At 69.4% G+C, this 22264-nt stretch carries 20 protein-coding genes and 1 tRNA gene; 5 read left to right on the forward strand and 16 right to left on the reverse strand.

Translation table 11 applies throughout. From position 1 onward, the window contains the following. Positions 1-1399: hypothetical protein (locus ACY34J_RS21150; RefSeq protein ID WP_462761970.1), on the forward strand; the 1399-nt coding region annotated here is incomplete at its 5' end. A gap of 48 nt (positions 1400-1447) precedes the next feature. Here ACY34J_RS21150 and ACY34J_RS21155 read toward each other — a convergent pair. Continuing rightward, a complete protein-coding gene (locus ACY34J_RS21155) occupies positions 1448-1996 on the reverse strand; it encodes a type III secretion system chaperone family protein (protein WP_462728076.1) in 549 nt (182 codons plus the stop codon). A gap of 148 nt (positions 1997-2144) precedes the next feature. Then, positions 2145-4832 carry an ATP-dependent Clp protease ATP-binding subunit gene (locus tag ACY34J_RS21160; protein ID WP_462728077.1) on the reverse strand — a complete coding sequence of 896 codons (2688 nt, stop codon included), beginning with the start codon at positions 4830-4832 and terminating at the stop codon, positions 2145-2147. Positions 4833-5002: 170 nt separating this feature from the next. Here ACY34J_RS21160 and ACY34J_RS21165 point away from each other — a divergent pair, with 170 nt between their 5' ends. After that, positions 5003-5407, forward strand: coding sequence for a pyridoxamine 5'-phosphate oxidase family protein (locus ACY34J_RS21165; RefSeq protein ID WP_462728078.1), 405 nt, complete (start codon positions 5003-5005; stop codon positions 5405-5407). 63 nt (positions 5408-5470) lie between these two features. Here ACY34J_RS21165 and ACY34J_RS21170 read toward each other — a convergent pair whose 3' ends face one another. The 6 genes from ACY34J_RS21170 to dnaK all read right to left on the reverse strand — a co-directional run bounded on the left by ACY34J_RS21170 (position 5471) and on the right by dnaK (position 10586). Further along, positions 5471-5764: a hypothetical protein gene (locus ACY34J_RS21170; protein WP_462728079.1), complete on the reverse strand. Its 294-nt coding sequence runs from the start codon at positions 5762-5764 to the stop codon at positions 5471-5473. Next, positions 5761-6138: a cupin domain-containing protein gene (locus ACY34J_RS21175; protein ID WP_462728080.1), complete on the reverse strand. Its 378-nt coding sequence runs from the start codon at positions 6136-6138 to the stop codon at positions 5761-5763. Before ACY34J_RS21175 ends, ACY34J_RS21170 begins: the two co-directional genes overlap by 4 nt. Before the next feature lie 254 nt (positions 6139-6392). Further along, complete coding sequence (locus ACY34J_RS21180) at positions 6393-6866, reverse strand: heat shock protein transcriptional repressor HspR (protein ID WP_462728081.1); 474 nt, start codon at positions 6864-6866, stop codon at positions 6393-6395. 1 nt (position 6867) lies between these two features. After that, positions 6868-8043 (reverse strand): molecular chaperone DnaJ, encoded by a 1176-nt coding sequence (gene dnaJ, locus ACY34J_RS21185; protein WP_462728082.1) that lies wholly within the window; start codon positions 8041-8043, stop codon positions 6868-6870. A 33-nt stretch (positions 8044-8076) separates the two neighbouring features. Continuing rightward, positions 8077-8742: a nucleotide exchange factor GrpE gene (grpE, locus tag ACY34J_RS21190; RefSeq protein ID WP_462728083.1), complete on the reverse strand. Its 666-nt coding sequence runs from the start codon at positions 8740-8742 to the stop codon at positions 8077-8079. Further along, positions 8739-10586 carry a molecular chaperone DnaK gene (gene dnaK / locus ACY34J_RS21195; protein ID WP_462728084.1) on the reverse strand — a complete coding sequence of 616 codons (1848 nt, stop codon included), beginning with the start codon at positions 10584-10586 and terminating at the stop codon, positions 8739-8741. The genes grpE and dnaK overlap by 4 nt, the downstream gene beginning before the upstream one ends. A gap of 274 nt (positions 10587-10860) precedes the next feature. Between dnaK and ACY34J_RS21200 the strand changes: the two genes are divergently transcribed. Continuing rightward, positions 10861-13137, forward strand: a complete 2277-nt coding sequence (locus tag ACY34J_RS21200; RefSeq protein WP_462728085.1) for a (Fe-S)-binding protein — start codon at positions 10861-10863, stop codon at positions 13135-13137. Positions 13138-13234: 97 nt separating this feature from the next. On the opposite strand, the gene ACY34J_RS21205 is transcribed toward ACY34J_RS21200, so the two are convergent. Continuing rightward, positions 13235-15892: a SpoIIE family protein phosphatase gene (locus tag ACY34J_RS21205; protein ID WP_462728086.1), complete on the reverse strand. Its 2658-nt coding sequence runs from the start codon at positions 15890-15892 to the stop codon at positions 13235-13237. 734 nt (positions 15893-16626) lie between these two features. Between ACY34J_RS21205 and ACY34J_RS21210 the strand changes: the two genes are divergently transcribed. Next, positions 16627-17517 (forward strand): Yip1 family protein, encoded by an 891-nt coding sequence (locus tag ACY34J_RS21210; RefSeq protein ID WP_462728087.1) that lies wholly within the window; start codon positions 16627-16629, stop codon positions 17515-17517. Between the two features lie 69 nt (positions 17518-17586). Here the strand turns inward: ACY34J_RS21210 and ACY34J_RS21215 are convergent, their stop codons facing one another. Together ACY34J_RS21215 and dcd are read right to left on the reverse strand one after the other, a co-directional pair. Then, positions 17587-18084 (reverse strand): phosphoribosyltransferase, encoded by a 498-nt coding sequence (locus tag ACY34J_RS21215; protein ID WP_462728088.1) that lies wholly within the window; start codon positions 18082-18084, stop codon positions 17587-17589. Positions 18085-18110: 26 nt separating this feature from the next. Next, positions 18111-18686: a dCTP deaminase gene (dcd, locus tag ACY34J_RS21220; protein WP_462728089.1), complete on the reverse strand. Its 576-nt coding sequence runs from the start codon at positions 18684-18686 to the stop codon at positions 18111-18113. A 650-nt stretch (positions 18687-19336) separates the two neighbouring features. Here dcd and ACY34J_RS21225 point away from each other — a divergent pair. Further along, positions 19337-19410: transfer RNA gene (locus ACY34J_RS21225), tRNA-Gly, on the forward strand. Between the two features lie 405 nt (positions 19411-19815). On the opposite strand, the gene ACY34J_RS21230 is transcribed toward ACY34J_RS21225, so the two are convergent. The 5 genes from ACY34J_RS21230 to ACY34J_RS21250 form a co-directional block, all read right to left on the reverse strand. Further along, positions 19816-20007, reverse strand: coding sequence for a contact-dependent growth inhibition system immunity protein (locus tag ACY34J_RS21230; RefSeq protein WP_462728090.1), 192 nt, complete (start codon positions 20005-20007; stop codon positions 19816-19818). 39 nt (positions 20008-20046) lie between these two features. Next, on the reverse strand, positions 20047-20175 hold the full coding sequence (locus ACY34J_RS21235; protein WP_462728091.1) for a hypothetical protein: 129 nt from the start codon (positions 20173-20175) through the stop codon (positions 20047-20049). After that, positions 20153-20440 (reverse strand): hypothetical protein, encoded by a 288-nt coding sequence (locus ACY34J_RS21240; protein ID WP_462728092.1) that lies wholly within the window; start codon positions 20438-20440, stop codon positions 20153-20155. The genes ACY34J_RS21235 and ACY34J_RS21240 overlap by 23 nt, the downstream gene beginning before the upstream one ends. Before the next feature lie 37 nt (positions 20441-20477). After that, complete coding sequence (locus ACY34J_RS21245; protein WP_462728093.1) at positions 20478-20645, reverse strand: hypothetical protein; 168 nt, start codon at positions 20643-20645, stop codon at positions 20478-20480. Between the two features lie 238 nt (positions 20646-20883). Beyond that, entirely contained in the window at positions 20884-22251 is a 1368-nt protein-coding gene (locus ACY34J_RS21250; protein WP_462728094.1) for a cryptochrome/photolyase family protein, read from the reverse strand. Positions 22252-22264: the final 13 nt, after the last annotated feature.

Raw genomic sequence — 22264 nt, forward strand, 5'->3', positions numbered from 1 at the left:
CGCGAGCGCGCACGAGCACAGGCAGGCGCGAGCGCGCACGAGCACGCGCACGGTCTCCACCGCGCTCTGCGCCGAGCGGGTGCAATGCCTCCCTCCTTCGGGCGTCAGCAGTCGCGGGCTCGGAGGACGCCGCGCACTGTCGGTGCTGAGCACGCCATCGCGCCCGCACCGGAGGTTCGCCCTGTCCGCCGACACCCATGTGCCCCTGCGCGCTCCGACCTCACGGCCTCCGGCCCCGCGGCAGGTGCCCATCCGGACCCGGCTGCGCGATCGGGTGCGGAGCGCGCTGCGCCGGGCCATGCCCGCGCTCGCGTTCTACGCCGCCGTGCGGCTGACGGGGATGCTGTGCCTCGCACTGTGGTCCTGGCACGCCGGCAAGCAGCCGCCCCTCAGGCTGCTCGGCTACTCCTGGGACTCGGCCTGGTACGCGCGCATCGTCGCGCACGGCTACGGCACCGTCCGCCACTCCACCGCCAGCGACCGGATCTTCAACGACGGAGCGTTCTTTCCGCTCTACCCCGGCCTGGTGCGGGCCGTGCGGTCGGTGCTCTCGCTCGGGTTCGTCGATGCCGGGCTGCTGGTGTCCTGGTCCGCGGCCGCGGTGGCGGCCTGGGGGATCTACGCCGTCGGTGAGCGGCTGCACGGCCGTCGCACGGGCACCCTGCTGGTGGTGCTGTGGGGCGTGCTGCCGAACGCGATCATCCAGTCGATGGCGTACACCGAGCCGCTGCTGACCGCCTGCGCGGCCTGGTCGCTGTACTGCGTGCTGACCCGCCGTTGGCTGTGGGCGGGCTCGCTGTCCGTGCTGGCCGGGCTGGCCCGCCCGAACGGCATCGCGGTGGCGGCGGCCGTCTGCGTGGCCGCCGTCTACGAGGCGCTGCGTACGCGAGGCGCCTGGGCGAACTGGCGGATGTGGGCCGGCGCCGCCGTGGCCCCACTCGGCTGGCTCGGCTACGTCCTATGGGTCGGCACCCGGCAGGGCGACCCGCTCTTCGGCTACTTCCGGGTGCAGCAGCTGTGGGGCTCGGAGTTCGACTTCGGGCGGGACGCCCTGGCGTCGGTCCGCTCGCTCGTGGTGGGCCGGGAGCCGTTCTCGTACTTCATGGTGTTCTCGGTCGTGGGGATGGCGCTGGTGATGTTCGTGCTGCTGGTACTGGACCGCCCGCCGCTGCCGCTGATCGTCTACACCGCCGTGCTGATGGTGATCGCTCTTGGCGGCGCCCGCTACTTCACCTGCAAGCCGCGCTTTCTGCTGCCCGCCTTTCCGCTCCTGCTGCCCGCGGCGATGGGCATGGCAAGAGCCCGGCCGCGCACTGTCCTGGTGACGGTCAGCGCACTCGCCGGGCTCTCTTGGTGCTATGGGATGTATCTGTTGACGATTGCCAGCTCGGCGCCGTGAGACGCGCCACGGGCGCCGGGTGACAGGAGCCGGGTGATGGCGGCCCGGTCAGGCCTCGCCGTCGTTTTCGTCCTTCTCATCGTCTTCCGGCCCGGCGGAGTCGATGTCGGCCTCCAGGCCGAGCTGCTCGACGATCCACCGGTCGAACTCGATCGAAGCCCGCACCCAGCTGACAGTGCTGGACACGAAGTGCTCGAGGCTGACGCCGGTGCCAATCAGCATCTGCGCCTCGCCGATCAGGCGGACGGTGCCGTCGTCATTGGTGTGGCTGTAGACCTTGGGCCACAGGGTGCGGCGGTTCCAGTCGTCGATCGACTCGAGCAACTGCGGCTTGCTCTCGATGGAGTGCGGCCGGTCGTAGAAGGTACGGACGGAGAAGACCTGCTGCTCCTGCTCGCCACGGAACATGAAGTACGTGCGGAACTGCTCCCACGGCGCGGCGAGGTCACCCTCCTCGTCGACGACGTACTTCAGCTCCATCTGGTCCAGGAGCTGCTTGACCAGGTCCTGATCGGGGACGACAGGGCCCATCGGCCCCGACGGCTGCTGTTCGGGCTGGCCCCCGAAATTCGGAATCGAGGACGGGTCGATGCTCACCGTGGATTTCCCTTCGTATGGTTCCTGCCATCCTCCCTCACATGCGCCCCGTCGTGGCAAGCGCGGCGGGCCGGTCGATCACGATCAGTTGCCGGGCACGCGCGGACCAGCACTTTTGCCGATGCCGCGCGTGCCCCGGATCTCAGATTCAGACACCGGCGCGCACGGGACGGACGGCCAGGGCCGGGCCGTCGAGGTCGACCCGTACGGTGTCGCCGTTCTCGACCTCACCCGCCAGGATCGCGCGGGCCAGCTGGTCACCGATCGCGGTCTGCACCAGCCGGCGCAGCGGCCGGGCGCCGTAGGACAGGTCGGGGCCGGACTCCGTCGCGTCGATGACCGGCTCTTCGCCGAGCCTTGAGAGCCACTCCAGCGCGGCGTCGGTGACGTCGAGGGTGAGGCGGCGGTCGGCGAGCCGGCGCTGCAGATGGCCGATCTGAAGCTGGGCGATCGCCTTGAGCTGCTCGGTGCCGAGCGGATGGAAGACGACGATGTCGTCGAGGCGGTTGAGGAACTCGGGCCGGAAGGAGGCCCGTACGGTCTCCAGCACCTTCTGGCGCTTCTGCTCCTCGATCAGCAGCGGATCGACCAGGAAGTGGGAGCCGAGGTTGGAGGTCAGGATGAGGATGGTGTTGCGGAAGTCCACCGTCCGGCCCTGGCCGTCCGTCAGCCGCCCGTCGTCGAGCACCTGCAGCAGGATGTCGAAGACCTCGTGGTGGGCCTTCTCCACCTCATCCAGCAGGATCACGCTGTACGGGCGCCGGCGCACCGCCTCCGTAAGCTGTCCGCCCTCCTCGTAGCCGACGTAGCCGGGCGGGGCGCCGACCAGCCGGGCGACGGAGTGCTTCTCGCTGTACTCGCTCATGTCGATGCGGACCATGGCCCGCTCGTCGTCGAAGAGGAAGCCGGCGAGCGCCTTGGCCAGCTCGGTCTTGCCGACACCGGTCGGGCCGAGGAAGAGGAAGGATCCGGTGGGCCGGTCGGGGTCGGCGATGCCCGCCCGGCTGCGCCGTACGGCGTCGGAGACGGCTCGCACCGCCTCACTCTGGCCGATCAGCCGCTTGCCGATCTCCTCCTCCATGCGCAGCAGCTTCTGGGTCTCGCCCTCCAGCAGCCGCCCGGCGGGGATGCCGGTCCAGGAGGAGACGACGTCCGCGATGTCGTCCGGGCCGACCTCCTCGCCGACCATGCCCTGCAGCGTCTTCTGCTCCGCGACGGCCTGCTCCAGTTCCTTGCGCGTCTGCGGGATGACCTCGGTGCGCAGCCGGCCGGGGGTGACCCAGTCGCCGGTCTCCGGGGCCTTGCGCTCGGCCAGCTCCAGCTCGGTCTCCAGCTCGTCCAGCCGCTTCTTCAGGTCACCGACGCGGGTGTGGATCTCCTTCTCGGCGTTCCAGCGGGCGCGCAGGCCGCGCAGCTCCTCCTCCTTCTCGGCCCGGTCCTTGCGCAGCCGCTCCAGCCGCTCGCGGGCGTCGGGGGACAGGTCCTGCTCGCGGTCCGCCTTCTTGCGGAACTTCCGCTCCGCGTCGGTGGACTGACCTGCCAGCAGGGATTCCTCCTCCATCAGCAGCCGGTCGACGGCGCGCTGCAGCTCGTCGATCTCGACCGGAGAGGAGTCGATCTCCATCTGCAGCCGGGAGGCGGCCTCGTCGACCAGGTCGATGGCCTTGTCCGGGAGGAAGCGGGAGGTGATGTAGCGGTCGGAGAGAGTGGCGGCGGCGACCAGCGCCGAGTCGGCGATCTGCACGCCGTGGTGGGCCTCGTACCGGCCCTTGAGGCCGCGCAGGATCGCGATGGAGTCCTCGACGGACGGCTCGGCGACCAGCACCTGCTGGAAGCGGCGCTCCAGCGCCGGGTCCTTCTCGATCCGCTCGCGGTACTCGTCCAGGGTGGTCGCGCCGACCATCCGCAGCTCGCCGCGCGCCAGCATCGGCTTGAGCATGTTGCCCGCATCCATGGCGGAGTCACCGCCCGCGCCGGCGCCGACGACGGTGTGCAGCTCGTCGATGAAGGTGATGATCTGGCCGTCGCTGTCCTTGATCTCGGCGAGGACGGTCTTCAGCCGCTCCTCGAACTCGCCGCGGTACTTGGCGCCCGCCACCATCGCGCCGATGTCGAGGGCCACCAGGCGCTTGTTCTTCAGGGACTCGGGGACGTCGCCCTTCACGATCCGCTGGGCCAGCCCCTCCACGACGGCGGTCTTGCCGACGCCCGGCTCGCCGATGAGCACCGGGTTGTTCTTCGTACGGCGCGAGAGCACCTGGATGACCCGGCGGATCTCCTGGTCCCGGCCGATGACCGGGTCGAGCTTGCCGGCCCGGGCCAGAGCGGTGAAGTCGGTGCCGAACTTCTCCAGAGCCTTGTACGTGCCCTCCGGATCGGGCGTGGTCACGCGTCGTCCTCCGCGAATGGTCTCGAAGGCGTCGAGCAGCCGCTTGGCGCTCGCGCCCTGCTGGTCGAGCAGCTCCCCGGCCCGGCCGCCCTTCGCGGCGATGCCGATGAGCAGATGCTCGGTGGAGAGGTAGGAGTCACCGAGCTCCTTGGCGCGCTGCCCGGCGTCGGCGAGCACCGCCAGCAGGGCGCGGTCGGGCTGGGGCGCCGCGACGGAATCGCCCTGGGCGCTGGGGAGCGCACCGAGCAGGCGCTCGGCGCCGGACCGTACGGCGGCCTGGTCCGCCTCGACAGCCGCGAGCAGGTCCCGGATGTTCTCGTTGTCCTGGCCCTCGAGCAGGGCGAGCAGCAGGTGTACGGGGCTGATGTCGGGATTCCCCGCGGACACCGCGCGACCGCTGGCCGCGCTGATCGCTTCCTTGCTCTTGGTAGTCAGCTCGGCGTCCACTGCCAACGCTCCTCCTCGCCTCGATCCGACTCCCTCAACCCTACGCCAAACTTGAGTCTATTCCACTCAATGTTTCTGCGGCCAGATCGAAATTGGACCGCACTGGCGGCCAGTTTGCAGCACGTGACGGCGTACGGGTCTGCTCCGGGTGTGCGGTTACCCTCGCTGCCATGGCCCTCCCCCTTCACGACCTGCCTCCGGAGTACCTCGCCTTCTGGCGGGAGTACCACCTGTGCACGCTGACCACCCCGCGGCCGGACGGCACACCGCACGTGGTGCCCGTAGGGGTCACATTCGACCCCGAAGCCGGGTTGGCCCGCGTGATCACCAACAAGGGCAGCACCAAGGTCGCCAACATCCAGGCCGCGGGCCCCGGCGGCGCCCGGGTCGCCGTCTGCCAGGTGCACCGCGGCCGCTGGGCCACGCTGGAGGGAAGCGCGGTGGTCCGTACGGAGGCCGAGCTGATCGCCGACGCCGTACGCCGCTATGCCGAACGCTACGGCCGCACCCCGGCCCCCAACCCGGACCGCGTGCTCATCGAGATCACGGTCGACCGCGCACTGGGCCGCGGCTGAGCACCGCCGGAACGAACCGCCGGCCCGCCCCTTCACGGGGCGGGCCGGCCGGCCGATGCGCGCTCACGGCTGCTCGGTGACGACCTCCAGGTTCACGAACCGGGGCTCGCTGGTGCACAGGCCGCGGAACCGCTCCGCGATGGCCTTGGTCTCGGGCAGTTCGCTGTTGGCCATCGCCTGCTCGTAGGACGGGAACTCGACGATGTCCACGAAGTGGTTGGGACGCTCCCGGTCCTTGGTGTGGAGTTCGTGCGTGACGGTGCGCTTGCCTTCCGTCTGCGCCATCCACTGCTCCCAGAGCTGCTCCACTTCGTCCTCGCGCGTCGTCTCGTATTCGATGAGCTGCACGAACGTCATCCCTGGGCCTCCTTCGCCTTGCCGTACTCCACCGCCGTCGGGCCGCCGAAGTCGTACACGACCACGGTCTCGTCACCCACGACCCAGGCGTCGTGACCGGGCCTGCACACGAAGACATCGCCGGCTCCGACCTCGGCCTCCGCTCCGTCGTCCATGCGGATCCGCATCCGCCCCTGGACGACGAAGGCCTTGTGGTGGAACTGGCAGCTCTCGGTGCCGGCGAGCGGCCCCACCGATTCGGACCAGCGCCAGCCGGGCTCGAATCTGCCCACGGCGAAATCCAGACCCGTGAGGCTGAGGATGTCCAGGCGACCACGGGGGAAATCGCGTTGGTCGTCCGGCTTGCCGATCGGCTTCACTTCGATCGCGGCCATGACGGTCCCTCCGCTCCAGGCTGTTACGTCCATCGTCGGCCCATCACTGACAGCCCGCCATTCGGGTGACCTGTGGAAGCGCCTCTGGCTGAGCAACGGCGTCACTCCCAGCGATCGAGGGTTCGCCCCGGAACCTTCCTTGCCCCGGATTGCGATCTCTGCGAACCGGGAGTCCCGGGCCCGCAGCCGAAGGGCCGGGCGCCCGCCGCTGCGGGTGCCCGGCCCCCGAGGCCGTCGATATGGTCTGCGCCGCGCTACTCCGACCGCTTGGGCCGCCAGACGACCAAGGCGCTGGTCTGCTGGACGTCCTGATACGGCACCAGGTCGCGGCGGTACGAGGCGTGCAGCGCGGCCTCCCGCTGCCGCATGGTCGCCGCGGCGCCGTCCAGCGCCTGCTGGAGCTCGGCTACGCGCTCCTGCAGAGCCGCGACCTGGTTCTCCAGTTCGATGATGCGCTTGATCCCCGCGAGGTTGATGCCCTCGTCCTGGGAGAGCTGCTGCACCTGCCGGAGCAGTTCGATGTCCCGGGCCGAGTAGCGACGGCCGCGGCCGGCCGTACGGTCCGGCGAGACCAGACCCAGCCGGTCGTACTGCCGCAGGGTCTGCGGGTGCAGCCCCGACAGCTGGGCAGCGACCGAGATGACGTAGACCGGCGAGTCGTCGGTCAGCTCATAGGGGTTGCGGCCCCTGCCGCCCCTGCCCCCGGCGGGCATGCCTCGGCCATCCATCTCATGCTCCCTTCGCGGCCTGGAACAGCTCAGCCCGCGGGTCGTGGCCCGCGGTGGCCTTGGCGAAGGCCTGCAATGCTTCCTTCGCCTTCTCTCCGAGGTCCTTGGGGACGGCCACCTCCACGGTGACGAGCAGGTCGCCGCGCGTGCCGTCCTTGCGCACCGCACCCTTGCCACGGGCGCGCATCGTCCGTCCGTTGGGTGTGCCGGGCGGCAGCCGGAGCGTCACCGGCGGGCCGCCGAGCGTGGGCACCTTGATCTCGCCGCCGAGCGCCGCCTCCGGATAGGTGACCGGCACGGTGACGGTGAGGTTGTCGCCCTGACGCCCGAAGACCGGGTGCGCGTCGACGTGCACCACCACGTACAGGTCGCCGTTCGGCCCGCCGCGCTCGCCGGGAGCGCCCTTGCCGCGCAGCCGGATCCGCTGCCCGTCGGAGACCCCCGCCGGGATCCGGACCTGCATGGTGCGTGCGCTGGTGGCGCGCCCGCTGCCCTTGCAGACCTCGCACGGGATCTCGGCGATCAGGCCCCGGCCCCTGCAGTCCGCGCACGGGTCGGTGAGCGAGAAGCCGCCCCCGACGCCGCGGCTGACCTGGCCGGTGCCCACGCAGGTGGGGCACACCCGAGGAGTACCGTTTTTGTCCCCCGTGCCCGCGCACGCCTTGCAGGCGGCCGAGCTGGACATCCGCAGCGGGACCGTCGCCCCGTCAACCGCCTCGGTGAAGCTGAGCGTCACCTCGGACTCGATGTCCTGACCACGGCGCGGATGGGTACGGGTCCCGGTGCCGCCGCGGTTGAAAAGCCCCCCGAAGACATCACCGAGTCCGCCGCCGAATCCGCCGGCTCCCCCGCCCGGAGCGCCCCCGAAGAGGTCGCCCAGGTCGAAGTTGAAGCCGCCGGGGCCGCCCGCGCCCGGTCCGGAACGGAAGGCTCCGTTGCCGAAGAGCGCGCGCGCCTCGTCGTACTCCTTGCGGCGTTTGGGATCCGCCAGAACGTCGTTGGCCTCGGAGATCTCCTTGAAGCGCTCCTCGGCCTTGGCGTCGCCCTTGTTGGCGTCCGGGTGGAACTCGCGGGCGAGCTTCCGGTACGCCTTCTTGATCTCCGCCTCGGTGGCGTCCTTCGGGACGCCGAGGACCTTGTAGAGGTCCTTTTCCAGCAAGTCCCTGCTCAGGCTCATCCCCGACGTCCCTCCTTCCCTCTGTCGTGCGCGTCAGCCCTCGTCCGGGCCACCGCTCTCCTCGTCCGGCGCCGCGGGTTTGTCACCCTCGCCGGCACTCTTGGGCTGCGCTCCGGGCTGCGGCTCGGCGACCGCGACGCGCGCAGGGCGGATCGTGCGCTCGCCGAAGCGATACCCGGGCTGCAGGATCGACACGCACGTGGTCTCTGCGACCTCGGGCGAGTAGGAGTGCATCAGGGCCTCGTGCACCAGCGGGTCGAAGGGCTCGCCCTCCTTCCCGAACTGCTGCAGGCCCATCTTCGCGGCGATGTTCTCCAGCGACTCGGCGACGGACTTGAACCCGCCGACCAGCTCGCCGTGTTCACGGGCCCGGCCGATGTCGTCAAGCACCGGAAGCAGCTCGCTCAGGAGGTTCGCCACGGCGATCTCCTTGACGGTGATCCGGTCGCGCTCCACCCGCCGGCGGTAGTTCTGGTACTCGGCCTGCAGCCGCTGGAGGTCCAGCGTGCGCTCGTTCAGCGCCATCCGGACCTGGTCCAGCTGCGCCTGCAGGCCCACCATCTGCAGTTCGTCCCCGGCCGGGGCCGCCGGGCCCGCCTGCTCGGCGGACTCGGCGGCCTTCGCCGCATCATCAGGCGTCTGTGCGGCGTCGGAAGGGACGTCGGGCTGCTCTTCGAAGCCCGGGGTCTCCTCCGTCACGCGGCACCACCCTTCGGCTTCTCGTCGTCCACGATCTCGGCGTCGACGACATCGTCCTCGGCCTTGGCACCGGCCTCACCGGCACCCGCGGCACCGGCCGCGCCGTCGGCCTGGGCCTGGGCGTACATGGCCTGGCCCAGCTTCTGGCTGACCGCGGCGACCTTCTCGGTGGCCTCGCGGATCGCGGGGGTGTCCTCGCCCTTCAGCTTCTCCTTCAGGTCCGCGATGGCGGTCTCGACCTCGCCCTTCACATCGCCCGGGACCTTGTCCTCGTTGTCCTTGAGGAACTTCTCGGTCTGGTAGACCAGCTGCTCGGCCTGGTTGCGAGTCTCGGCCGCCTCGCGGCGCTTGTGGTCCTCCTCCGCGTACTTCTCGGCCTCCTCGCGCATCCGGTTGACCTCTTCCTGCGGCAGCGAGGAGCCGCCGGTGACCGTCATCCGCTGCTCCTTGCCCGTGCCGAGGTCCTTCGCCGACACGTGCATGATGCCGTTGGCGTCGATGTCGAAGGTGACCTCGATCTGCGGGACCCCGCGCGGGGCGGGCGGCAGGCCGGTCAGCTCGAACATGCCGAGCTTCTTGTTGTACGCCGCGATCTCGCGCTCACCCTGGTAGACCTGGATCTGCACCGACGGCTGGTTGTCCTCGGCCGTGGTGAAGATCTCCGAACGCTTGGTCGGGATCGTGGTGTTGCGCTCGATCAGCTTGGTCATGATGCCGCCCTTGGTCTCGATGCCAAGCGACAGCGGGGTGACGTCCAGCAGCAGAACGTCCTTGACCTCACCCTTGAGGACACCGGCCTGGAGCGATGCGCCGATGGCGACGACCTCGTCCGGGTTCACACCCTTGTTGGCCTCCTTGCCGCCGGTCAGCTCCTTGACGAGCTCGGCGACGGCCGGCATACGGGTCGAGCCACCGACGAGAACGACGTGGTCGATCTCGGAGAGCTGGATGCCCGCGTCCTTGATGACGTTGTGGAACGGAACCTTGCAGCGCTCGAGCAGGTCCGAGGTCAGCTGCTGGAACTGGGCGCGGGTGAGCTTCTCGTCCAGGTGCAGCGGGCCCTCGGCGGACGCCGTGATGTAGGGCAGGTTGATCGTGGTCTCAGTGGACGAGGACAGCTCGATCTTCGCCTTCTCAGCGGCCTCGCGGAGGCGCTGCAGGGCCATCTTGTCCTTGGACAGGTCGACGCCGTTGGCGCCCAGGAACTGCTTGACCAGGTAGTCGACGATCCGCTGGTCCCAGTCGTCACCACCGAGGTGGTTGTCACCGTTGGTGGCCTTCACCTCGACCACGCCGTCGCCGATCTCCAGCAGCGAGACGTCGAACGTACCGCCACCGAGGTCGAAGACGAGGATGGTCTGGTCGTCCTTCTCCAGACCGTAGGCCAGCGCGGCGGCGGTGGGCTCGTTGACGATGCGCAGCACGTTCAGACCGGCGATCTCGCCGGCCTCCTTGGTGGCCTGCCGCTCGGCGTCGTTGAAGTACGCCGGGACGGTGATCACCGCGTCGGTGACCTTCTCGCCCAGGTACGACTCGGCGTCCCGCTTCAGCTTCTGCAGCACGAACGCGCTGATCTGCTGCGGGTTGAAGGTCTTGTCGTCGATCTCGATCTTCCAGTCGGTGCCCATGTGGCGCTTGACCGACCGGATGGTCCTGTCGACGTTGGTGACGGCCTGGCGCTTGGCCACCTCACCAACCAGCACTTCGCCATTCTTCGCGAAGGCCACGACGGACGGCGTGGTCCTGGCGCCCTCGGCGTTGGTGATGACGGTGGGCTCACCGCCTTCAAGAACACTGACGACGGAGTTCGTCGTGCCCAGGTCGATGCCGACCGCACGTGCCATGGTTGTTTCCTCCAGCTGACTTGAGTGGAACTGGCTCAAGGGTGCCCGATCCAAGAATGGGTGTCAACAGACCTGAGTCAGGTCAACTCAACTCTCATGAGGATGTACATGTCACTGACGCGGTCGGCGTGGCGAGGGTTGCCTCAGCGACACAGATCACCGGCCGCGCGACTTCATCGGGCCTGCGATCCTGGGTAATGTCAGCGCGAGACTTACAAAGTTACCGCTTAGTAATTACTGGAAAGCCTCGCTCTCGCAGGCCCGAGGAGCCCCCATGCAACTCGCCGCGATCATTGTGTCGCTGGTCCTGACGGTGATCGGCGTCGCGCTCTTCGCCCGAGCCATCGCGCAGATCTACCGGTTCGTCACACTTGGACAGCCGGTCCCGGCGGGCAGCCGCACGGACAACCCGAAGGCCCGAACGATCACCGTGGTCCGGGAGTTCCTCGGCCACACCCGGATGAACCGCTGGGGGATCGTCGGCTTCGCCCACTGGTTCGTCGCGGTCGGCTTCCTGACGCTGCCGCCGACCCTCGCCCAGGCGTACGGCCAGCTGTTCCAGGCCGACTGGACGCTGCCCGCCCTCGGCGGGTTCCTGCCGTTCGAGATGTACACCGAGTTCATCGGCCTGATGACGGTCGTCGGCATCGCCGTCCTCATCGTGATCCGGCTGCTGAGCCTGCCCTCCCGGGCCGGCCGCAAGTCCCGGTTCACGGGCTCCAAGGCCTGGCAGGCGTACTTCGTCGAGTACGTCATCCTCACCATCGGCCTGGCCATCCTCACCCTGCGGGGCCTCGAGGGCGCCATCCACCACGTCGGCCACTACGAGGCGGCGTACTTCGTGTCGTACCCGCTGGTCCTGGCCTTCAAGGGCCTGAGCACCGGCGCCCTGCAGAACCTGGTCTACCTCGCCGCGATGATCAAGATCGGCGTCAGCCTGATCTGGATGATCACCGTCTCGCTCAACACCAACATGGGTGTGGCCTGGCACCGCTTCCTCGGCTTCCCCAACATCTGGTTCAAGCGCAACGCCACCGGCGAGACCGCCCTCGGCCCGCTGCAGCCGATGACCTCCGGAGGCAAGCCGATCGACTTCGAGGACCCGGGCGAGGACGACCAGTTCGGCGTCTCCCAGGTCGAGCACTTCTCCTGGAAGGGCATCCTCGACTTCTCCACCTGCACCGAGTGCGGCCGCTGCCAGTCGCAGTGCCCCGCCTGGAACACCGGCAAGCCGCTCTCCCCGAAGCTGCTGATCATGTCGCTGCGCGACCACGCGCACGCCAAGGCGCCGTACCTGCTCGCCGGCGGTGGCAAGACCATGGAGGGCGAGGAGAAGGGCACCGAGGAGCAGCTCAAGGACGTTCCGGCCGCCGCCCTGGCCGAGGCCGAGCGGCCGCTGATCGGGACGGTCGAGGAGAACGGCGTCATCGACCCGGACGTCCTGTGGTCCTGCACCACCTGCGGCGCCTGCGTCGAGCAGTGCCCGGTCGACATCGAGCACGTCGACCACATCGTCGACATGCGCCGCTACCAGGTGATGATCGAGAGTTCCTTCCCGAGCGAGGCCGGGACGATGCTCAAGAACCTGGAGAAGAAGGGCAACCCCTGGGGCCTGGCCAAGAAGCAGCGGCTGGAGTGGACCAAGGAGGTCGACTTCGAGGTCCCGGTCGTCGGCAAGGACATCGAGGACCTCACCGAGGTCGACTACCTGTACTGGGTCGGCTGCGCGGGCGCCCTGGAAGACCGCGCCAAGAAGACCACCAAGGCCTTCGCCGAGCTGCTGCACATCGCGGGCGTCAAGTTCGCGATCATGGGCGGCGAGGAGAAGTGCACCGGTGACTCGCCGCGCCGCCTCGGCAACGAGTTCCTCTTCCAGCAGCTCGGCGCCGAGAACGTGGCCATGCTGAACATGGCCTTCGGCGAGGACGAGGACGACCCGGACACGAAGAAGCCGAAGTCCAAGAAGAAGATCGTCGCGACCTGCCCGCACTGCTTCAACACGATCGCGAATGAGTACCCGCAGCTGGGCGGCGACTACGAGGTCATCCACCACACCCAGCTGCTCCAGCACCTCGTGGACGAGGGCAAGCTGGTCCCGGTCACCCCGGTCGAGGGCCTGATCACGTACCACGACCCCTGCTACCTGGGCCGCCACAACAAGGTCTACACGCCGCCGCGCGAGATCATCGCCAAGGTGCCGGGCCTGCGGAACGAGGAGATGCACCGCCACAAGGAGCGCGGCTTCTGCTGTGGCGCCGGTGGTGCCCGCATGTGGATGGAGGAGCGTATCGGCAAGCGGATCAACACCGAGCGCGTGGACGAGGCGCTGTCCCTCAACCCCGACATCGTCTCCACCGCCTGCCCGTTCTGCCTCGTCATGCTGACCGACTCGGTCAACGGCAAGAAGAACGAAGGCCAGGCGAAGGAGTCGCTGCAGGTCGTGGACGTGGCGCAGCTGCTCCTCGACTCGGTGAAGACCGCGCCGGCCGACGAGCCGGAGGGCGGCGACGGCCAGGCGGCGGCAGAGCCGCAGCAGGAGCCGGTGAAGTAAGGCCGAGCAGGCCGGCCGTTACGGCCGGGACCGCACCGCGCGGTCCCGGCCGTTGCCGTATCCGTGCGCGTATCGGCGTACGGGGCAGGTACGGCGGTCAGGCGGCGGGCTCCTCCGAGGCGTCGAACTGCTCGAGGAGCATGTCGGCGAGGTCGGGGGTGGATGTGCCGGCCCCGTCGTGGAGGGGCTGTTCGGTCCAGATGACCTTGCCGGTCGAGGTGTAGCGGGTGCCCCAGCGGCGGGCGAACTGGGCGACGAGGAACAGACCGCGTCCGCCTTCGTCCGTGGTGGCCGCGCGCCGCACATGCGGCGCGGTGCTGCTGCCGTCGGAAACCTCGCAGATCAGGCTGTGGTCGCGCAACATGCGCACCCGGATCGGCTGGGCGCCGTATCGGATGGCATTGGTGATCAGTTCGCTGAGGATCAGCTCGGTGCTGAAGCTGATCTCCTCCAGACCCCACTCCTGGAGCCGCTTCACACAGGCGGCGCGGATCGGGGAGACGGCGGCGGGATCGGACGGCACGTCCCACTCGGAGACATCGTCGGGGGCCAGCAGGCGGGTGCGGGCGACGAGCAGGGCGATGTCATCGCTGGGCCGGGCGGGCAGCACGCCGTCGAAAACCGCCTGGCAGATCTCCTCCGGCGGCCCGCTGGGATGCCCGACCAGCGCGCTGAGCAGCATGCTCAGGCCGGTGTCCGGGTCGCGGTCACGGCCCTCGATGAGCCCGTCGGTGTACAGCACCAGCCCCGAGCCCTCGGGCAGCGTGAACTCGGTGATATCGAAGGGTTCACCGCCCAGCCCCAGGGGTGGGGACGGAGGCAGGTTCGAGATCGTGACGGTACCGTCGGGGTGGATCAGGGCGGGACCGACATGGCCGGCCCGGGCCATCGAGCAGTGGCCGGTGACCGGGTCGTAGATCGCGTACAGGCAGGTGGCGCCGGCGACCGACGCGCTCTCGGTGGCGGTGTCCTGGTCGATACGGGTCACCAGCTCGTCCAGATGGCTCAGCAGTTCGTCCGGTTGCTGGTCCAGGGCGGAGAAGTTGTGGACTGCGGTGCGCAGCCGTCCCATGGTGGCCACCGCGTGCAGGCCGTGTCCGACGACATCGCCCACCACCAGGGCGACCCGCAACCCGGGGAGCCCGATGACGTCGAACCAGTCGCCGCCCACCCCGGCGCGGGCGGGCAGATAGCGGGACGCCACCTCCACGGCGTCCTGCTCGGGCAGACCGCGCGGCAGCAGACTGCGTTGCAGCGTCACCGCCATGGCGTGCTCGCGCGTGTAGCGGCGCGCGTTGTCGACGGCCACCGCGGCGCGTGCCACCAGCTCCTCGGCGAAGGACACATCCTCCCGCCCGAACGGCTCCGTCCGCTCAGCGCGCCAGAAGTTCACCAGCCCCAGCACCACCCCTCCGGTCTGCAGCGGCACCGAGATCAGCGAGTGCACGCCATAGCGCACAATCCGCTCCGCCCTGTCCGGATCCTGGTCACGCCACCCGTGCGTCCGGCTCAGATCCGACTCCAGCACCGCATGCCCGGACCGCAGCGCCACCGCCATCGGCGTCTGAGGCGCCCAGGTGATCACCTCACCCACCGGAAACAGCGGCGAGTCCTCCCGGATCCCCCGCATCGCACTACGGCGCATCCGCGTACTCGGCTCGGCCGGCTCCTCCCCCCTCACCACCTCCTCCAGCAGCTCCACCGTGACGAAGTCGGCGAACCGCGGAACCGCCACCTCCGCCAGCTCCTCCGCCGTTCGCACCACATCCAGCGTGGTGCCCACCCGCACCCCCGCCTCGTACAGCAGCTGCAACCGCTCGCGCGCTGCCTCCGCCCGGCCCGCCACCGCCCGCAGCTCCGTGGTGTCCCGCAGCGTGGCCACACTCCCCGGCACGCCCCCATGCGGGCCAGTCGGCCGCACATTCACCGCCACCAGCCGGTCCCCCACCAGACGCAGCTCATCGGACGCCTCCCGTCCGGACACCAGCGAGTCCGCCAGGTCGCTGTCCAGCCCCAACTCCGTGACCAGCCGGCCCTCGGCGTCCTTGGGCAGCCCCAGCAACCGCCGCGCCTCGTCATTGGCCAGCAGCAGCCGCCCATCGCCCGCCACGATCACCACGCCCTCCCGCACCGCATGCAGCACCGCGTCGTGGTGCTCGTACATCCGCCTCATCTCGTCCGGATCCAAGTCCGCCGTCTGCCGCCGCAACCGCCGGCTCACCAATGCCGTACCGCCCGCCGCGACACCCAGCGCCGCCGCCGCTGACCCCAGCAGCAGCGGCAACTGGCTGTCCACCACCTGGCTGACGGACTTGACCGTGACACCCACCGAGACCACGCCGGCGACGGAGCCGTCGGGCTTGAAGACCGGCACGGCCGAATCCACCGTGGCGCCCAGCGTCGAACGGAAGCCGGTCGTGTCAGGGTGCTTGAGAGCGTTCTTGTACGGGCCTGAGACCGGCTTGCCGATCAGCTCGGGATTGGGGTGGGTGTACCGGATCCCGTCCTTGCTGAACACCACGATGTAGTCGACACCGGCACTCTTCCGGGCCGCTTCGGCGCGCGGCTGCAGCACCGCCGACGGATTGCGGCTGGTCAGCGCGGGCAGCGTGCCGGGGGCCAGGGCAAACGTGTGGGCTGTGGCCATCGACCGGTGGCGGGCCTCCGCCTGACTGTCGTGCCGGGCCTGCAGCACCAGCGCCGCCACCGCGGCGACCACGAGCAGCACCACGATGGCCGCCTGCAACAGGAACACTTGGCCCGCGACGCTACGCCTGCTCAGCGAAGCCCGCAGCCGACGCCATACGGGACGCTTCAGCGAAGCCCGCGGCCGACGCCACACGGGACGCTTCAGCGAAGCCCGCAGCCGACGCCACACGAGGCGCTGCGGCGGGCCGGGACCGCCCTCGCGACGGACACTTGATCGACACAAATGCCCGATCATGCCCCTTTTGTAACACCGTCCGCCATCCCGAGGCGAGCGCAGTGCCAGGGCCCTGCGCGTGGGGCCGGGAGATGGAGCGCGTAACAGCCGCCATGGCCTGAGCCGCCGTCAAACAGGCGTGGGATGGCGAGGGGCGGCGACCGCGCCGTGGACGGCAACTCCGGCTTCTACGGGGATGGTTGGTGCCGACGCCCCAACGATCGGCGATTCCTGGGCTCCCCGGCCCCGGATTCCGGCACGGCTGCCCTGCGGACCCCGTACGACCAGTGCGGCTGCCGGACCTGTACGGCCGGACGCAGCGGGGAGGTGCATCCCCCCGAAGACACACCTACCCGCTGCTGCCCGTCTGCTGTGCAGTCTTACAGGCGCCACTGACAGCGGCGGTAAGCCGCCACGCCACTGCCGGTAGAGCGGCGGATGGATCTTCCGCCGCGCCCCTCCGGGAGAACCCTGCCGACACCCCTAGGGGATGTCACAGGTCGGCCGCAATGCCGGGCCTGTCCCCGGGTCCGGCAACCCCAGTCGGCGGGACCAGGTACGTTCGAATGGTGGCTGGATTCAGGATGGGACGCGGCCGGGACTCCCGCTCCGCGCAGCAGCGAGCACCTCAGCAGGCACAGCCGCCGTACGGGCAGTGGCAGCAGCCCCGGACGTACGGTGGCGGGCAGAGCGACGAGCCGGAGTACTTCGGCGGCCAGGAGCCGTATCCGGGTCACGGACCCGGCCGCGGCGATGCGCGCGCCAACAACCCCGGCCACACGCAGGCCTTCAGCGTCGGCGAGGCCCCCGACGCGTACGGGCCCGGCTACGGCCCGGACCAGGGCTACGGCCCGTACGACGACGGTGCGCACGTGGGCACCTACCGGGCAGGCCAGGCCTCCGCTGCGCCGGCCGGACCGCGGCTGCACTGGAAGGAGCTGCTGAGCGGCATCGTGTTCCGGCCCAACGCCACCTTCTGGCAGATGCGCGACTACCCCGTGTGGGGCCCGGCGCTTATCGTCACCTTCCTCTACGGCCTGGTCGCCGTCTTCGGCTTCGGCCAGGCCCGCGAGGATGTGCTGAACGCCACACTGTCCAACAGCATCCCGATGGTGATCAGCTCCGGCATCGCCGTGGTGATCAGTGGTCTGCTGCTGGGCGCGGTGACCCATACGCTCGCGCGGCAGCTGGGCGGCGACGGCGCCTGGCAGCCGACGGTGGGCCTGTCGATGCTGATCATGTCGGTCACCGACGCGCCGCGTCTGGTCGTCGCGCTCTTCCAGGGCGGCGACAGCCCGCTGGTCAAGGTACTGGGCTGGGCGACCTGGGTCATGGCGGGCGCCCTGTTCGCCTCGATGGTGAGCAAGTCGCACGACCTTCCCTGGCCGAAGGCGCTGGCGGCGTCCTCGATCCAACTGATCGCGCTGCTGGCTCTGATCAAGCTCGGCGCGCTGTAGCCGACGGAGACCGATGGAAGGGGCCCCGCCGTCGGCGGGGCCCTTGTGTGTGGGTTCTGCGGGGCGTGCTCAGGCGTCGAGGACCTGGCCCTCGCGGCGTACGACGGGCGGTTCGACACTCCAGGGGAAGTTGATCCAACGGTCGGTGCGCTTCCACACGTACTCGCACTTCACCAGCGACTGCGGCTTCTCGTAGATCACGGCGCAGCGGACGTCCGCGACATGACCGGCGCAGAAGTCATGCACGAGCCTGAGCGTCTTGCCGGTGTCGGCGACGTCGTCCGCGACGAGCACCTTCTTCTCGCTGAGGTCGACGACGTTGGGCACCGGGGGCAGCACGACGGGCATCTCGAGCGTGGCGCCGACGCCGACGTAGAACTCCACGTTCATGACGTGCAGGTTCTTCACGTCGAGTGCGTAACCCAGACCGCCCGCGACAAAGAGTCCGCCACGCGCTATGGAGAGGATGATGTCCGGCTCGTAGCCGTCCTCCGCGATGGTCCGCGCCAGCTCGCGGATGGCCTGCCCGAAGAGGGGATACGTCAGGTTCTCGCGCTCGTCAGTCACTGGTGCCCCTGCCCCGTTCCGGTCCCTCAGACCTGTGTGCGGTGGAAGTTCTTGTACGAGCGTGAAGGCGTCGGCCCGCGCTGGCCCTGGTAGCGGGAGCCGTACCGCTCCGAGCCGTACGGGTGCTCCGCGGGCGAGGTCAGCCGGAACATGCACAGCTGCCCGATCTTCATCCCCGGCCACAGCTTGATCGGGAGCGTCGCGACATTCGACAGCTCCAGGGTCACATGACCGGAGAATCCGGGGTCGATGAACCCGGCCGTGGAGTGCGTCAGCAGCCCCAGCCGGCCGAGGCTGGACTTGCCCTCCAGACGGGAGGCGATGTCGTCGGGGAGGGTGATGACCTCGTACGTCGAGGCGAGCACGAACTCACCGGGGTGCAGGATGAACGCCTCGTCGCCCTCCGGCTCGACCAGGCGCGTCAGGTCGCTCTGCTCGACGGCGGGGTCGATGTGGGGGTACCGGTGGTTCTCAAACACCCGGAAGTAGCGGTCGAGCCGCACATCGATGCTCGACGGCTGCACCATCTCGGCGTCGTACGGATCGATCCGCACCCGGCCTGCGTCGATCTCGGTCCGGATGTCCTTGTCAGAGAGAAGCACGGGGGCAGGATAGGCGCCCAAGCGGGCGGGGCCCAATCGGGGGAGGGGGGATCCGGGCTGGGGGCGGCGCCACGGCTCGGCCGGACAGGACCCGGCGGGGCGGGGGCGGCGCGCTCGGCCCGACGGAATGGGTGCCGCGGCGGCCCTACGAGGGCCGGAACGGCCGGACGCGGGCCCGGTCCCTCCGGACCAGGCCCGCGCCATACGGAGCGCCGTGCTCCCGTCGGCGCTACCGTTCCTCTGCCATCGCTTGCGCGCTACTGCTTCCCCGCCGAGACCTGCACCGGCACCGCATTCCGGAGCCGGGCGCAGCGGGGGCAGCGCAGAAGCCGGCCGGGTCCCAGCCGACCGGTACCGAGGTTCTGCATCGGGAACGTCGCGGTGCTGAACACGTGCCCTTCGGCACAACGAACGACGGTGCGCTCCATCGAGTCCCTTCCCCTACGGACGTGAACGACAAAAGCCACATTAGGGGATGGACCGGGCGTCGCTCCAAGCGGCACTCCGGCGCCCACGGTACGCCCCAACTCCCGCACGCCACAGCCGGATCCCCACCCCGTGAACAGCGCGAAGGCCCCGCGGTGCATGCACCGGGGGCCAGCGATGAGGTACAGTGTGCGACGGTTAGAGGGCCAAGCAGGCCGTCTTACGCGGGTGTAGTTTAATGGTAGAACATGAGCTTCCCAAGCTCAGAGCGCGGGTTCGATTCCCGTCACCCGCTCCAGACTGAAGGCCCAGGTCAGCGACCTGGGCCTTAATCGGCACCGCTGAGCCCAGCCTGCTGCCCTCGTCGCTCGTCGCGGCGAGGGCAGCAGCGTTCTGCTCCATGTTCACCCACCCTGGACCCACGCCAGCCCCCACTACCTGCGAATTCGTTCCGGTAGCCTCTGCCGGAACAAGTTGCCCCTGGGCACCCGGGAATCACGGATTCACCGCGGCGCGGAACGAGGCGATGCGCTCCGGCAGCGGGGGCAGGAGGTCTTCGTCGGGCACCGACGCCGCGATCTGCTTTACCTCGTCAGCCAAGTCGCGGTGACGAGACCAGAAGTCCGTGGGCACCTCCAGCACGGCACTCAGCAGGTCGCCAGGTAGTAGTCGCCTTCGGCGAGGGGGTCCTCGTGCAGGAACTTCATGGCGCGGGCACCAGCACTTCCAGCCCGATGTTCTGGCTGATCAGCAGCCGCAAGCCCTTTGCATCCAGCGAGCCGATCGGCTCACGGCGCAGCGCGTGCGCGGTGCGCACCAGCTTGGTGTCGTCGTCGCTGGGAGCTGGCCAGACGTCGCCCTCGATCTGTTCGAGAGACAGTTCCAGTCGGGACATCCTCACCTCCAAAATGATCGCCGGCGATGGTATGCACTGTCAGTTCTTGGTCCTGGGCACGTACCCCTCCGAGTGGTCGAGGAGCTTGCTCGCCTCGGACAGTTCGGACTGCAGCTCCCCCTTCTGTTCCGCCGAGATCCGGGGGTCATCGAGTTGCCGCCACTTCACGTTCGGCGAAGCTCGCCTTTTCAGTGGCGCTGATCGGCAGGGTAGCGCTGGAGGTCGTGTCGATCGCGGCGGCATGGTAGTGGAGACCGGCCGCGCGTAGCTCCCGGAGCAGGATGTTCAGGAAGTCATAGGTGGTGTGCAGTGAGCCGTTCAGTGGTCCCTTCTTCCACAAGGCGACTTCCTGCAGGCCGATGACCTCAGGGTGCTCCCGCCGCAGCAGGCGGGAGATCGCTCGGGCACGGGACGGGAAGTCGGTGGCAACCATCTGGTCATAGGCGATTCCGGCCCGTCTGACGAGTTCCTCAGGGGTGGAAGCGGGTGAACAGCGGCGTGAGGTCGGCGCCCTGATAGATGTTGTAGGTGGCAACCTTGAGCTGCCGTGTGTGATCGGCCTGAGCGGGGGCAGCCAGGCCGAGTACCGTAGCCAGAAGTCCCGCGACGACGAAGAGTGCCGTCATTCTGCGTGTCAATGCGCTCTCCTTCTCGTACTGACATAAAGCCGTATGAACATGCAGATATCAGGACGAGAGAGCCGGAGGCGTGAGCCGCAACTCATGATCACCCTTTTTCACAGCAGATCACCCTTTAAGCGGCTGTGAGGCCTCCGAACCAGAATGGCCGCTACAGGTGAAGCCGGTTTGGCCCCGGCACGGGAGCATCTCGCCGGGCCCCTGTTCCTGCCGCCGCACGCCTTGCGGATGACGTGGGTCAGCCGACCCCACGCCCCTCCCTGAACCGGGCTGCGGCCTCCGCGAGATCCACGATCGGGGCGGGATAGTCCAAGCCCTCACGGTTGACGTCGTCGAGGTGCGGGACACCATGGACCGTCGTGGCGTCGAGGTTCCGGAGCTCGGGGAGCCAGCGACGTACGTACTCCCCGTGGGGGTCGAACCGGCGTGCCTGGAGGAGAGGGTTGAGGAGCCGGTTCGGACGGGTGTCCGTGCCGGTCCCGGCGACCCATTGCCAGTTGAGCTGGTTGTTCGCGACATCGCCGTCGACGAGGAGGTCCAGGAAGTGGCGAGCTCCCACCCGCCAGTCCACATACAGCGTCTTGGCGAGGAAGCTAGCCGCGAGCAGGCGGGCCCGGCCCGGCATCCAGCCCTCGTGGCTCAGCTGCCGCAGGGCCGCGTCGACGACGGGGTAGCCCGTGCGGCCCTCCTGCCAGGCTTCGATCTCCTTCGTGGCGCGGCGCCAGCGGTCGTGCCGGGGGCGGTAGTCGTGGTCGGCCGCGTCGGGGCGGGCCGCGAGGACCTGGTGGTGGAAGTCCCGCCAGGCGAGTTGGCGGACGAAGGCATGTGCCCCGGGGCTGTCCTGTGCGCGGGCCCGGTGCAGCAGTTCGGTCGGTGAGAGGCAGCCGAAGTGCAGGTAGGGGGAGAGCCTGGATGTCGCGTCGGCGGCCAGGTCGTCGTGCTGGTCGTCGTATCCGGCCAGCGGGCCATCCAGCCATGACCGCAGTCTGCGGCGGGCCTCGGATTCCCCGCCGGCGGGCAGGTCCGGTGACGTGCGGCCTGGCGCGAGGTACTTCGCACGTGGCAGGCCGGCCGAGCGTACGTCGGGCACCGGCACCGCGTCCGGAGCGGGCAGGACTCCGCGTACCGAGAAGCCCGCCCACCGGCGGAAGTACGGGGTGAAGACCGCGAAGTGGTCCCTGCCCGCAGGCGTCAGCGCCCCCGGAGGCACGGCCGTCAACGAGGCCTCATGGACGCGTAGTTCGCGTCGGTCGCCGGCCATCTCCGCGCGCAGCCGGTCCTCGCGCCGCGCTGCGTAACGGCTCACGCCGGCCGCGATGTGGACCACCGCGGCCTCGGTCTCCGCCGCCACCCGGCAGGTCTCCTCGACCACGTCGCCGACGCGCACCACCAACCGTCCGCCCCGGGCACGCAGGGCCGCGTCGAGGTCGGCCAGGCTGTCGGCGAGGAACGCCGCCCGGTTGGGTACGACGAAGCCGGTACGGCGGATACCGGTGTCGGCGACGAAGAGCGGCACCACACGTTCCGCTTCTCTCAGGGCGGCCTGGAGGACCGGGTTGTCGTGCACCCGCAAGTCCGCGGTGAACAGGGCGACCGAGACGCGCACGGTTCCTTGAGCC

The sequence above is a fragment of the Streptomyces sp. HSS9-12 genome (assembly GCF_054963655.1).